Origin of the sequence: Sphingobium sp. BS19, assembly GCF_027925545.1 — a bacterium.
GTDB lineage: Bacteria > Pseudomonadota > Alphaproteobacteria > Sphingomonadales > Sphingomonadaceae > Sphingobium.
In genome coordinates, this window is the sequence record NZ_BSEF01000019.1 from 37,465 (window position 1) to 51,286 (window position 13,822).

Genomic DNA, 13,822 nt, shown 5'->3' on the forward strand with positions numbered 1-13,822 from the left:
GATCGCATTGACTATCGACCCGCATACTGCCGGCCTTTCTGGCACCATCGTGCATGATGAGATCGTAGCCGCACGCGCGCCGTGGTTGCATCATGTGGCCGCCGGACAGACGCTGCGCGTTGTCGATGTGGAAGGCAATCAAGCGGTGGACTTCCTGCTTTACGCCGCTGCCGACGATGCCGAGCGCTACAGCGCGCAGGACACGGTTGCGGCACAGCAGAACCTGTTCCTGCGCACCGGGTCCGTTCTGCGATCGAATGAAGGGCGTCCGATGATGACCATCGTTGGGACGTCCGTCGAATATCATGACACCATCGGCGGGGCATGTTCCTGCGAGTCCAACACACTGCGTTACGGGCATCACACGAAAGCGCAACATGCCTGTGTCGAGAATTTCCTTGAGGCCAATCTGACCGAAGGTCGGGGCAAGCGCGACATCGTCTCCAACATTAATTTCTTCATGAACGTCCCTGTCGAACCGGACGGATCGCTTGGGATCGTCGATGGCATTTCCGCACCCGGATTGACGGTCGATCTGCGCGCGGAGATGGACCTGATCGTCGTCGTGTCCAATTGCCCGCAGATCAACAATCCCTGCAATGCCTTCAACCCCACACCTGTACGGATGATCGTTACGGCATGAGCTTCGATACCGTCCTGGTCGCAAACCGGGGGGCAATCGCCACCCGGATTATCCGCACTTTGCGTAAAATGGGCCTGCGTTCCGTCGCCGTCTATTCGGAAGCAGACGTCGATTCCCTCCATGTGTCGCAAGCGGATGTGGCCGTGTGCATCGGCCCCGCCCCCGCATCGGAAAGCTATCTCAACACCGCAGCGATATTGAAGGCAGCACGCGATACCGGCGCGGGCGCAATCCATCCGGGCTATGGGTTTCTGGCTGAGAACGCGGAATTTGCGGAAAGCTGCGCGGCCGAGGGGATTGTCTTCATCGGCCCCACACCGGACAATATTCGGACATTCGGATTGAAGCACAGCGCGCGAGCGCTCGCGGCCGAGCATGGCGTACCTCTCGCACCCGGCACCGGGCTTTTGACGGACGAAGAAGAGGCCGCAACCGCTGCACGGTCGATTGGCTACCCCGTCATATTGAAGGCTACGGCTGGCGGCGGCGGTATCGGCATGCGCATCTGTGAGGATGAAGCCGCCGTGCGGGAAGGCTTCGCCACCGTCGCGCGTCTGGGCGAAGGCAATTTCGGAGACGCTGGCGTATTCCTCGAATGCTATGTTCGTCGTGCACGCCACATCGAAGTGCAGATATTCGGTGATGGAGCGGGCAAGATTATGCCCCTTGGGGAACGTGACTGCTCGCTACAACGCCGTAACCAGAAGGTCGTCGAAGAAGCCCCCGCCCCAAACCTGCCGACAGCCATCCGCGATGAACTCATCGCATCGGCTGTCCGCTTGGGGGAATCGGCCAGATATCTATCCGCTGGCACCGTAGAATTCCTCTTCGATTCGGAACGGCAGCAATTCTTCTTCCTGGAGATGAACACCCGACTTCAGGTCGAACATGGCGTTACCGAAGAAGTCATGGGCATCGACCTTGTCGAGTGGATGATCCGAGGCGCTGCCAAAGACTTCGCATTTCTGGATGCCGAACCGCCACAACCGCGCGGCCATGCCGTGCAGGTGCGCGTCTATGCCGAAGATCCCGCGCTCGACTACCGCCCGACGTCCGGCACGCTGACAGCCGTCATCTTCCCATCGAACATTCGTGCCGAAACATGGTGCATGGCGGGAAGCACGGTCAGTGCATGGTACGACCCGATGCTCGCCAAGCTTATCGTGCATGCCCCCACCCGCGACGCCGCGACATCGGCAATGCAGACCGCGCTTGATGACAGCCGGATCGACGGCATCGAGACCAATCTGAGATGGCTGCGCGACGTCGTTCGTACCGAGCAGTTTGTGAGTGGAAATGTTTCCACCCGTCTGCTCGATACCATCGGCTATCATCCGCGCAGCATTCGTGTGATCAGCGGGGGCACAGCAACGACGGTGCAGGATTGGCCAGGCCGTCAGGGCCTCTGGGCCATTGGCGTTCCCCCGTCCGGGCCCATGGATGACCGTTCCTTTCGGGCGGGCAACCGCCTGCTCGGCAATGCCGAGGGGACGGCGGGCCTGGAAGTTACCGTTGCGGGGCCAACCCTTCTTTTCAACGCACCCGTTCGCCTGTGTATCACAGGTGCCGATTTCGGTGCGCGGCTGGATGATCTTCCCATCGAACGCGGAACGGCGATCGACGTGGCTGCGGGGCAGACGCTGACGTTCGGTCGTGCTTCGGGCGGCGGTATTCGCGGCTATATCCTGTTTGCGGGCGGATTGGATATCGCGCCCTATCTGGATAGCCAAAGCACGTTCGAACTGGGGCAATTCGGCGGCCATGCGGCACGTCGGTTATTGGCAGGGGATACGTTGCATCTGGGCAAGGGCGACATCGCAGCGCCCAACTCTCTTCTCCCAATATCCGACTTCACCGACACCTGGACCCTGCGAGTCATGTACGGCCCACATGGCGCTCCGGATTTCTTCACGGATGACGACATCGATGTGATCGTCTCGGCAGATTGGGAAGTCCATTACAACAGCAACCGTACCGGCGTCCGGCTGATCGGGCCAAAGCCGCATTGGGCGCGCAAGGACGGCGGCGAGGCTGGACTTCACCCCTCTAACATCCACGACAATCCCTATGCCGTTGGTGCCGTCGATTTTACCGGCGACATGCCGATCATTCTCGGCCCGGACGGCCCTTCGCTCGGAGGCTTTGTCTGTCCGTTCGTCGTAATCGCTGCGGATCGCTGGAAGATCGGACAGCTTGCACCCGGCGACCGGCTGCGCTTCGTACCGGTTACTCTTGAAGACGCCACCGCAGACTTGGCTTCATCCGAAAGCCCGCCCCGGAACATCGCGGATCTTTCGCCGATCCTCGCCGATATCGCGGAACGTGGCACACGTCCGCGCGTAGTCTATCGGCAGCAGGGCGACCGCAACATACTGGTCGAATACGGCCCGATCGTACTCGACATTGAGCTGCGTATCCGCGTGCATGCTTTGATGAGCGAGTTGGAAACGCGCGCTTTGCCCGGCGTGATCGATATCGTACCGGGCATCCGTTCGCTGCAACTCCATTTCGACGGCGAGACACTGGATCAACGCGGTGCGCTGACGGCTCTTATGGAGGCGGAAGAACGCTTGGGCGATCTGGAGGACTTCTCGGTTCCTTCGCGGATCGTCCATCTCCCCCTGAGTTGGCGCGACCCGGCGACCCTCGAGACCATCGAAAGATATATGGGCGCCGTCCGCGACGATGCGCCATGGTGCCCGGACAACATCGAATTCATTCGCCGTATCAACGGCATGTCCGATGCGGACGCCGTCGAGAGCCTCATTTTCGATGCCAGTTATCTCGTCCTCGGGCTGGGGGACGTATATCTCGGGGCGCCGGTAGCGACCCCAATCGATCCGCGTCACCGGCTCGTCACCACCAAATATAATCCCGCACGCACCTGGACCCCGCCCAATGTCGTTGGCATTGGCGGCGCATATATGTGCATCTACGGAATGGAAGGACCGGGAGGCTATCAGCTTTTCGGCCGGACTATCCAGATATGGAACACACACCGGCAGACGGATGCCTTCATCGAAGCCAAGCCGTGGCTCCTGCGCTTCTTCGACCAAATCCGCTTTTTCAAGGTAAGCGCCGAAGAGCTGGCAGAATGGCGACGCGATTTCCCCAGCGGTCGCCGGTCGATCCACGTCGAACATTCCGAATTTCGACTGGCCGACTATCGCGCTTTTCTGGCAGAGAACGCCGCGTCCATTGAAACCTTCGAAACGCAACGCGGCGCTGCGTTCGATGAGGAGCGCGCCGAGTGGGCGCGGAATGGCGAATTCGATCGTGTGACTGCGCTGGCGGATGACTCGGATGTCGGCGCACTCGCCAAGGCTGCCATAAGCGCGCCCGAAGGCACCGAAATTATCGAAGCACCCTTTGGCGGAAGCGTCTGGAAACTCATGGTGGAACCGGGCGACACGGTGGAGGCCGGAGATGTCATCGCCGTCATCGAAGCCATGAAAATGGAATTCCCGCTGGAAAGCCCTGCGAGCGGTACGATTGCTGCGCTGTACATGCAGGAACGGCAATCCTTGCAACCGGGAACGCCCTTACTGGCTTTGAGGCGACACCCATGACCGATCTGAGTCGCCTGAGCATCAAAGCGATTGCCGATACCGTCAATAGTCGGGCGTCAACTGCCGTTTCGATAGCCCAGGAGACCTTGGCGCGCCTCGCAGCCTATGACGCTGTACAGCCGCAAATATGGATAAGCCGCCTAGCGCCAGACGATTATCTTGCCGCAGCGCGCGCTGTCGATGCGCGGGTCGCGGCCGGAGAGCATTTGCCTCTTGCCGGCGTTCCCTATGCCGCCAAGGACAATATTGATGTTGCAGGTTTCGAAACCACCGCTGCATGCCCCGCCTTTGCCTATCGCCCCACAGCATCCGCTGACGTCATCGACCGGCTCAGCGCAGCAGGGGCGATATGCGTCGGCAAGACCAACCTCGATCAATTCGCGACCGGTTTGGTCGGCACACGCAGCCCCTACGGTATCCCGCGCAATGCCTATAACCTTGCGTATGTCAGCGGCGGTTCCAGTTCCGGGTCCTCCGTGGCCGTCGCTGCCGGGCTTGTAGGCTTTGCATTGGGTACGGACACTGCAGGGTCAGGCCGCGTGCCTGCGGCCTTCAACCATCTCGTGGGATTCAAACCGAGCAAGGGCAGATGGAGCACAGGCGGATTGATCCCCGCTTGCCGAACCCTCGATTGCATTACAGTGTTTACCGATGCAGTGGACGATGCGCGTCTTATCGACGACATCATTGCCGGCTTCGATCCATTGGATGCGTATTCGAAGCCTCTTATTGACCGAACGATACCCCACAATCGCATCGGCGTGCCGCGTCGCGATCAGCGTATGTGGTTCGGCGATAGCGAGTCCGAATATCTCTACGATCGTGCCATCGAAACGCTGTCTTCAATGGCCCAGATCGTTGAGATCGATCTGACACCTTTGCAGGAGACAGCCCGGCTCCTGTATAGCGGGCCGTGGGTGGCGGAACGCGCCGCCGCGATGGCCAATCTCCTCGCCAACAATCCCGACGCCATAGATGAAACCGTGCGTCAGGTGGTTGCGCCAGGCACGGCGATAAGCGCCGTCGAGTTGTTCAACGGTATCTATCGCCTCGCGGCGTTGAAACGCATCGCAGATGAACTGTGGACCGATGTTGACGTGCTTGCCTTCCCGACGACCGGCACGACCTATCGTGTTGCGGAATTACTGGCGGCGCCTATCGCCCTGAACAGCAATCTGGGGTTCTACACGAATTTCGTGAACCTGCTCGATATGGCCGCAGTCGCGGTGCCCGCAGGTGCACGTTCCAATGGCACCGGCTTTGGCATTACGCTGATCGGTCCGGCTGACAGCGATCATAGCTTACTTGAAGCGGCAGAACATTATCTCGCGGCGTCCGACCTGCCTTGTCCACCGCCACTCGATCTGGAGGGAAAAATGCAAAGCGTGAAACTGGCCGTCGTTGGGGCGCATCTCAAAGATATGCCGCTGCACTGGCAATTGACGTCACGGAATGCGACCTTCGTCGGCGCCTTCGAAACGGCACCTACATATCGGCTCTATGCAATGGCCGACAGCGTCCCGCCAAAGCCTGCACTGGTGCACAGTACCGATGGAGGCGCCATCAAGGTAGAGGTGTATGAGATGGACGTGGCTGCCTTCGGCAGCTTCGTTGTCGAGGTTCCCGCACCGCTCGCGATCGGCACAGTCACTTTGAGCGACGGCACCAGCGTCAAGGGTTTCGTGGCGGAGCCCCGTGCCTTGACTGGCGCGGAAGACATTACCGCGTTGGGCGGCTGGCGCGCCTATATCGCGCGAGGCTAGGGGCTGCCTGCGCTGTGTTGGACGTTGGTTTTTGCACGTTAGAATCATCGTATCCCCCGGACCTATTGGTACGGGGGTGGATGGTGTGTGTGATGTTGTGTTTTATTGAGCGCTGGTTGCGGGAGGGCGATACAACCGAAGCCGACATCCAATATCCTCACGTATATGATCGAAGTTCCATATTTTTAATATTATTCAAAGTTTTACATCACTGTGAACACTTACTCCACAGACCGTTCCGCGGCCCGCGCACGGTCCCCATCGATGCATGATGTGTTTGCTTGTAACGGCTACGCGATTGATAAGTTTCGATCTGCCCTTTTCGCCAAAGAAAACTTGGCGGTCGAAATTATCAAGCGATTGACCCATAGACATTGTCGTGACGCCTCGCCGGTAGATTTCCATTCACTCAAATCCCCTTGGGCGAAAGGTGCCGGGAATTCGAACATCTACATTGTTCCGAAATGTGATGTCGTCACCATATGAAGTAGCCCCCAAAAACGCCTGACAGGCCCTCACACTTATGGAAGTGTGATGCATATGCCTGACCGTATGACCGCGTAGAGGTCATTACCTCGGTGCAGCGCCGTCGGCGCTGGACGCCCGAGGAGAAGATTCGCATCGTTGAGGAGACCTATTTGCCGGGGAACTCGGTGTCGCTGGTCGCCCGCCGCCATGGCATCGCGGGCAACCAGCTATTCACCTGGCGACGGCTGATGACTCAGGGTGCACTCACAGCCGCTGCGGCCGGCGAGGAAGTTGTGGCCGCATCCGACTACCGCGCGCTTGAGGCGCAAGTCCGCGAACTGCAGCGCCTGCTCGGCAAGAAGACGATGGAGAACGAACTGCTGCGCGAGGCTGTCTCCCGGGCCGCAGGCCCAAAAAAACAGCTGTTGCGCTCGACCTCGTGGCCCGAGGGTGGACGGTGAGCGGGGTTGCAAATGCCGTCGGCATGTCACGACCGCATCTCTCCGCAATGCAACGACCAGCAGAACGACGGCGTCGCGGGCGGCCGCCCTTGCCCGACGCCGAACTCGCCGCCGATATCCGCAGGCTGATCGCCGACCTGCCAACCTATGGCTATCGGCGCGTGCATGCCCTGCTGCGCCGCGAGGCGGAAAAAAACGGGCGCGCAGCGCCCAATCCAAAGCGCGTCTACCGAGTCATGAAGCTGCATGGCTTACTGCTCCAGCGCCACGCCGGACGCCGCGAGGAACGCCGGCATGACGGCAAGATCGCCGTCGTCACTCGCAATACACGCTGGTGTTCGGACGGCCTCGAGATCGGCTGCGACAATGGCGAGAAGGTCCGCGTCGCCTTGGCCCTCGACTGCTGCGACCGGGAGGCGATGGGATATGTGGCCACTACCGGCGGCATCACCGCCGAGGACGTGCGCGACCTCATGGTTGCCACCGTCGAGCATCGCTTCGGCCAGGTGAACAAGCTGCCCCACACCATCGAATGGCTGACTGATAACGGCAGCTGCTACACTGCCCAAGATACAAGGCGCTTCGCGCGCGACATCGGCCTGGCACCACGCACCACGCCGGTCGAAAGTCCGCAGAGCAACGGAATGGCCGAGGCTTTCGTCCGGACCCTCAAACGAGACTACGCCCGCGTCAGCCCGCTACCCAACGCACAGGCCGTCATCGACCAGCTGCCAAAATGGCTCGACCACTATAATGGCGTGCATCCGCATCGCGCTCTAGGCTACAGATCGCCAAGAGAGTTTATCGAACGTTCAACCCGTGAGGAACTGTCCGGCCTTTAGGGGGCAACAACACCATACAGGGCACGCTCCTAAACAATTTAACATACCTATTATTATCGCGCCGGAATTTTTCTCATGGTGGATTCTAGATCGAAGTGCGAAATCCTAGGATTTATAGGGGTTTGATCCCTTTTCCAGGAAGGCACATGATGAACGGCTATCAGCATCTGGGTTTGGACGAGCGGCGACAGATTTATCAATTGGCTGCAACCGGGCGGTCCGTGCAGCAGATAGCAGCGGCGCTGCAGCGACATCGTTCGACCATCTATCGTGAGCTCAAACGCAACCGGCATCTCGATGACGAGCCAATGTTTCGTGGCTATTTTCCGACCGCCGCACAAACGATGGCGGACAGGCGCCGGGTGCGTGGTGGCAAGATTGCCCGAAAGCCCGAGCTTGCCGCCTATATCGCCGACCGCTTGTCAGCAGCTTGGTCGCCCGAGCAGATTGCGGGATATCTTCGGCGCCATCGCGGTATTCGTGAAGCCGTCTGTCATGAGACCATCTACCAGTTCGTCTATGGGCCGGACGGACGAAGCCAAGGCCTGTGGCGCCTTTTGCCTGTTGCCCGTCGATCTCGACGTCAACGCTATGCGCGTAAGCCCCGCGGTCTGCATATTCCCTTGGTCAACACCATTGGCAAACGCCCTTCCGAAATCGGTAATCGCAGCAGCTTTGGTCATTGGGAAGGCGACCTGATGATCTTCAGGTTGGAATATGGCAAAGCCAACCTCACCTCGTTAGTCGAGCGCCGCAGCCGGTTTACTATCCTCGCCCGCAATCCCAGTCGGCATTCCGCCGGCGTCATGTCGGGAATCCAGCACCACTTGCACATGCTGCCCCCTTCCCTGCGTCAGAGCATCACCTTTGACCGGGGAACGGAATTTGCTGCCTTTGCGACACTCCAGAAGAAACTCGCGATGACGAGCTATTTCTGCCTGCCATCGGCACCCTGGCAAAAGGGCAGCGTGGAAAACAGCAACGGTCGCATACGGCGCTTCCTGCCGTCTGACACGGACCTGGCATTGCTATCGGATAAGGAAATCGAGGCCGTTGCTGATCGCATCAACAGCACCCCTCGCAAATGCCTGAACTATCGCACCCCGCATGACGTTCTGGGAGAGCAAATCAAGCTCCTCAAGGCCCGATAGATTTTGCCATCCAGGGTGGGGCTCGCCCCACCCTGGATGAAATGCTACGCATCCCATGGATGTCGCGCTTCAAATCGAAACCGCCCATCGGGCAGCGTTTGCGAGAGCCAGTATCGAGCTTGCGGACATTGCAACGGCCGCCGTAACAGGAGACAAACCTCCAAGGAGCGCGGTTGGTACGGCAATCATATTGTAGCCGATTGCAGTCAAGATGTTTTGTCTTGAGATCCGCTGATAACGCCGGGCGATCGACAGGGTGATCGCAAGTTGTTCCACCCCTCCCGAAAGGAAGGAAACGGCTGCACTGGAAGCCGCCGCAGGATGGGCGCGCGCGACAACGATCCCGCAATCTGCCGCAGCAAGCGCCGGCGCATCGTTGACTCCGTCGCCGATGAACAGCACCGGCCATGGCAAAGTCCGCACCAAATCGGCCTTGGCGCCCGGAGTGCACTCCGACAGGACTTCGCCGGATTTCAGTCCCACCTCGAGCCAGTGGGCGGGCAAGCGGCGATCTGGAACTGGGTGCGCTGATAATCAGCGAAGCGCGTAGATCAGTGGCCTTGGATGGCAAGGAAATCGCCGTCTCTCGCCGGGAGTTTGCGATCCTGCATGCTTTGGCCGAGCGCCCAGGGCACGTCCTGTCGCGCAGTCAGCTGGAAGATCGCATCTACGGCTGGCAGGAGGAAATCGAAAGCAACGCGGTGGAGGTACACATCCACAAGCTCCGTGCGAAACTCGGCCGGACCCGCATCGAAACGGTGCGTGGTGATCCATCGCGATGACCTGCGGCACGCGCTCGCGATCCAGCAACGCCTGCTGCGCATGGTCCCGCTCCTTTCCGCGATCGGCAGCCGCATCGCGGGCCTTGGCGAAGCGGAGCGCTTGGCCCTCCGACCCTCTCTCGCCACGGCCAGGGCCCATCTCGATGCCGGTACGGAACCGCCACCCGATCTGGCCGATGCCGTGCGCTCGCTTCCGCTCGATGCCAGTGATGCGCGCGCGTGGCAGCAGCTCATTCATGATGCGCTGGCCGACATGCTGACCGAAATGCTGACGCTCTGGAGCGAAGTCTCGCGGATCGAGGCGGCGTTGAGCGGAAAGGCGAAGCTTGCGCCCGCGCTCGCGCGAACAGTCAGCGAGACGCGGGCGTTTCCGCTCAACCCCGACATTGATCACGCTGCCCGGATCGCGGCGGGAATCCTCGTAACCTACGCCCTCCTCTGCGGGCTCTGGTATGCGACGGGCTGGCATCAGGGCGCGAACGCCGTCCTGTTCAGCACTATAGCGCTGGCCTTCTTCGGCGGCGGCGACGAGCCTGGCCGAGCGATCGGAATGTTCGCGCGTTTCGCCCTGCTAGCGACCCTGCTGGCGGGGATCCTGTGCTATGGCCTGCTCCCGCTCGCTGCCGATTTCGCGACCTTTGCGATGATGATGGGCCTGTTCATGCTGCCGCTGGGCGTCTGGGCGGCCGTCAGTCCGATGGCGACGCTGCTCCTCGCTTTCGGGCTCAGCAACATCAATCTCCAGGGCCATTATTCGCCGCCCGATTTCGGAACCTTCGTCGAGGCGAGCGTCGCCAGCATGCTGGGCATATTCACCGCCATTCTCGGCGCCGGCCTGTTCCGTACCTGGGGCGTGCAGCATCAGCTTCAGCGCGTCCTCCGCATCGAAGCGCGCGAGATCGCGCGGCTGAGCCGGTCGCCCAGCCGACGGTTGCGGGACAGCTATGTCCAGCGGGCGCTCGACCGCATTTCGGTGGTGACGGCGCGCCTTGCCGCAGCCGGGCAGATCGAGCGGAGCGCCGGCCTGCTCATCCGGCTGCGGGTCGGCGCGAACGTCGCCGACCTGCGCTCGATGGGCAACGCGCTTCCCGCCGATGGGCGGCAGGCGACGGATCGGGTTCTCGATCAACTCCGCAGCGAGTTCGACAAACCGCAGCCGTCGTCCCGTCTGCTCGCGCTCATCGACGAAGCACTTGATGCGCTCTGGCCGGGAGATGGTTCGCCCGGCGCTCGCCCCGACCGCGCCATTCATGCCTTAGCGGGTCTGCGCATCGCCCTGTTCGAGCGCGCGCCGGCCTGGGTACCGGCGACATGATCGGCGAAATCGACATCGCGGGCGTGTTCGTTTCGCCGCTGCTCCTCTGCGCGATCCTCGGCTTCGCGATGCGCCTGCTGCTGTCGCGGGTGCTCGAGTCCATCAGCTTCTACCGCCTCGTCTGGCAGCGCCCGCTGTTCGACACCGCCCTGCTCCTCATCCTGACCGGCACCGCCTTTCTGGCTCTACGCCTTGTCACCGCATCCTGAAGTGCCCGCCATGACCCTAGATCGCGATACCCTCCTCCGCCTGCTCAAGCCCTTGCTCACCCTGCTGGTGGTGGGTGCGGGCGTGTTCGTCTTCTGGCACCTCTATAATTACTACACCTACGCGCCACAGACGCGCGACGGGAAGATCAGGGCGGATGTGGTCCCTCTCGCGGCAGACGTGTCGGGCCGGGTCGAGCAGGTCCACGTTCGCGACAACCAGGTGGTCAGGCGCGGCGACATCCTGTTTACCATCGACCATGTTCGGCTGCGCAATGCCGTTGAGCAGGCCGAGGCCGCTGTCGCCACGGCACGGGCAACGTTGAACGCCGCCGAACGGGAGAACCGCCGCTATCAGGCCCTCTCTGATATCGTCTCGGGGCAGCAACGTGACGACCGCCGCTCCACCGCCGAGGAGGCCCGCGCACGCTATGCCCAGGCGATCGCTGATCGCGATCTCGCCCGCATCAATCTGGCGCGCGCCGAGGTGCGTGCGCCGGTCAACGGCATCGTCACCAATTTCTCGCTCCGCCCCGGCGCCTATGCCACCGCCGGGCAGCCCGTGATGACGCTGGTCGATTCCGACAGCTACTACGTTGCCGGCTATTTCGAGGAGACGAAGCTTTCGCACATCCGCCCCGGCGTCCGCGTCACGATCCGGGTAATGGGCGAGGATAGGCCGCTTTCTGGCCATGTTGAAGGCCGATCGGCGGGCATTGACGATCGCGAACGGACGACCGCGTCCGGAACGCTACTCGCGAATGTCAATCCCACCTTCAGCTGGGTCCGTCTTGCCCAGCGCATCCCCGTGCGGATCGCCATCGACAAGGTGCCGCCCGGCATCGATCTGATCGCGGGCCGGACGGTCACCGTGACGCTCAATGGCGCGGAAAATGCGCTCGGCCCCGGCCGGAGCGAATGACGATGGGGCGCGTCGGAACGAAAAGGCCGCTCGGACTGATGGGCGCGCTGATGCTCGCTGGCTGTGGCACGGTCGGCCCCAGCTATCGGGCGCCGCCCTTGCCCGCAGGCATCTCGGATCGGCCCGCAAGCTTTGCCGAAGGAAAATCGCCCGCCTATTCGGCTGAACCCTTGCCCCAGCGCTGGTGGCGCCTCTACGCTATTCCCCAGTTCGATGCGCTGGTCCAGGAAGCGATCGAGGCAAACACCGACCTCAGGGTCGCGGCGGCCAATCTCGAACGCGCGCGCGCGATTGTCCAGGAGGTCGAGGCCGGCGCGGGCGTCCAGACTTCCACGGCGGGCGGCGTATCGGTGGGCGAGCCGTCCAATCTCGGTCTCGGCTCGCCCAACGGGACCCATGCGACATTCGACGCCGGCGTCGGCATATCCTATGAACTCGACGTCGTGGGCCGGATTCGGCGCACGATCGAAGCCGCGCAGGCCGATGCGGAAGCGCAGGCCGCCGCCTATGACCTTGCGCGCACGACGGTCGTGGCCGGAGTGGTCGGCGCCTATGGAGATGCCTGCGCGGCCGGCGCGCGGATGACCGTTGCGCGCCATTCGGTCGAACTGCAGCGGCAAAGCCTCGCCCTCACCGAAAGAGGCGTGCGCGCCGGCCTCTACACGCACCTCGACGCCACCCGCTCGCGCGCGCTCCTGGCTCAGCTCGAGGCAGCGCTGCCGCCGATCGAGGCAGGCCGCAAAGCTGCACTATTCAGTCTTGCCGTGCTGCTCGGCCGGACGCCCGAAGATTATCCGCCCAATCTCGCGACCTGCCGGATCATCCCTTCCGTCGACCGCCCCCTGCCGATTGGCGACGGTATGGCGCTGATCCGGCGCCGGCCTGACATCCGCGAAGCTGAACGCCGGCTCGCGGCTGCGACGGCGCGCATCGGAGTGGCGACGGCGGACCTCTATCCGAGCGTCAGCCTCGGCGCATCGCTCGGCACGACCTCGCGGAGCGTGGGCGGGCTGGTCGACGATTCGGCGTTGCGGTTCAGCTTCGGCCCGCTCATCTCGTGGTCCTTCCCGAACCGACGCGTCGCCAGGGCGCGGATCGCGGAAAGCGATGCAGCGGCGCGCGCGACGCTGGCGGCATTTGACGGCAGCGTCCTCGCAGCTCTCCGCGAAACCGAGACGGTCCTCAGCACCTATGCCCGTGATCTGGACCAGAATGCAAAGCTCAGGCGCGCGCGCGAAGAGAGCCGGAGGGCTTCCGGGCTCCAGGCCCGGATAACCGGGGGCGGTCTTGGAACAGGCCTTGAACTGCTCGACGCGCAGCGAAGCCTTGCCACAACCGAAGCGGCGCTGGCGGCCTCGGATGCGTCCATCGCCTCGGATCGCGTTCGGCTGTTCCTTGCGCTCGGCGGCGGCTGGGAAGGAGGGATGGCGGGGCCATGATGACCGAGCCTTCGCGAGGCGTACGCTCCGCGGATGTTTGATGGGGCCGAATTACAGAGGAGCAGCCCCGCCTCGATAGGTATCCTTTGTGCTGACGGATCAGGTCCCGGTGCCCCTCCACGCCGCAACTGACGCCATGGTGGCGGGAATTGAACGATCCGCTGCTCGATCAACTGATTTGACGGGCGCCGTTCTCCAACCCGTCGAATGATATCGCCGAAGCGCGTGTTCGGCACCCGGCAGCCTGATCATGTGGTGGGG

Annotated in this window: 11 protein-coding genes; 10 read left to right on the top strand and 1 reads right to left on the bottom strand. The window is 62.0% G+C overall.

Features of this window, described 5'->3' with window-relative positions:
* Positions 1-7 precede the first annotated feature (7 nt).
* The 5 genes from QMG56_RS18685 (at position 8) to QMG56_RS18705 (ending at position 8,897) form a co-directional block, all read left to right on the top strand.
* Positions 8-643 carry an urea amidolyase associated protein UAAP2 gene (locus QMG56_RS18685; protein WP_281824015.1) on the top strand — a complete coding sequence of 212 codons (636 nt, stop codon included), beginning with the start codon at positions 8-10 and terminating at the stop codon, positions 641-643.
* A complete protein-coding gene (uca, locus tag QMG56_RS18690; RefSeq protein ID WP_281824016.1) occupies positions 640-4,212 on the top strand; it encodes an urea carboxylase in 3,573 nt (1,190 codons plus the stop codon). The genes QMG56_RS18685 and uca overlap by 4 nt, the downstream gene beginning before the upstream one ends.
* Positions 4,209-5,975 (top strand): allophanate hydrolase, encoded by a 1,767-nt coding sequence (atzF, locus tag QMG56_RS18695; protein ID WP_281824017.1) that lies wholly within the window; start codon positions 4,209-4,211, stop codon positions 5,973-5,975. The genes uca and atzF overlap by 4 nt, the downstream gene beginning before the upstream one ends.
* 569 nt (positions 5,976-6,544) lie before the next feature.
* A protein-coding gene (locus QMG56_RS18700) for an IS3 family transposase (protein WP_119744648.1) occupies positions 6,545-7,746 on the top strand; the annotation gives its coding sequence in 2 pieces (ribosomal slippage) (positions 6,545-6,847 and positions 6,850-7,746; 1,200 coding nt in all).
* A 146-nt stretch (positions 7,747-7,892) separates the two neighbouring features.
* On the top strand, positions 7,893-8,897 hold the full coding sequence (locus tag QMG56_RS18705; RefSeq protein WP_086486392.1) for an IS30 family transposase: 1,005 nt from the start codon (positions 7,893-7,895) through the stop codon (positions 8,895-8,897).
* Between the two features lie 69 nt (positions 8,898-8,966).
* Here the strand turns inward: QMG56_RS18705 and QMG56_RS18710 are convergent, their stop codons facing one another.
* Entirely contained in the window at positions 8,967-9,401 is a 435-nt protein-coding gene (locus QMG56_RS18710) for a cation-translocating P-type ATPase (RefSeq protein WP_165418760.1), read from the bottom strand.
* A gap of 56 nt (positions 9,402-9,457) precedes the next feature.
* Between QMG56_RS18710 and QMG56_RS18715 the strand changes: the two genes are divergently transcribed.
* Genes QMG56_RS18715 through QMG56_RS18735 form a run of 5 tightly spaced genes read left to right on the top strand, consistent with a single transcriptional unit; the run spans position 9,458 to position 13,561 of the window.
* The gene (locus QMG56_RS18715; protein ID WP_254908173.1) at positions 9,458-9,679 is read left to right on the top strand and encodes a winged helix-turn-helix domain-containing protein; all 222 of its coding nucleotides are present in this window, start codon (positions 9,458-9,460) and stop codon (positions 9,677-9,679) included.
* On the top strand, positions 9,660-10,994 hold the full coding sequence (locus QMG56_RS18720) for an FUSC family protein (protein ID WP_185705174.1): 1,335 nt from the start codon (positions 9,660-9,662) through the stop codon (positions 10,992-10,994). Before QMG56_RS18715 ends, QMG56_RS18720 begins: the two co-directional genes overlap by 20 nt.
* On the top strand, positions 10,991-11,203 hold the full coding sequence (locus tag QMG56_RS18725; RefSeq protein ID WP_086486327.1) for a DUF1656 domain-containing protein: 213 nt from the start codon (positions 10,991-10,993) through the stop codon (positions 11,201-11,203). Before QMG56_RS18720 ends, QMG56_RS18725 begins: the two co-directional genes overlap by 4 nt.
* Positions 11,204-11,213: 10 nt before the next feature.
* Entirely contained in the window at positions 11,214-12,122 is a 909-nt protein-coding gene (locus tag QMG56_RS18730) for an HlyD family secretion protein (protein WP_086486394.1), read from the top strand.
* Entirely contained in the window at positions 12,119-13,561 is a 1,443-nt protein-coding gene (locus QMG56_RS18735; protein WP_239019096.1) for an efflux transporter outer membrane subunit, read from the top strand. Before QMG56_RS18730 ends, QMG56_RS18735 begins: the two co-directional genes overlap by 4 nt.
* Positions 13,562-13,822 lie beyond the last annotated feature (261 nt).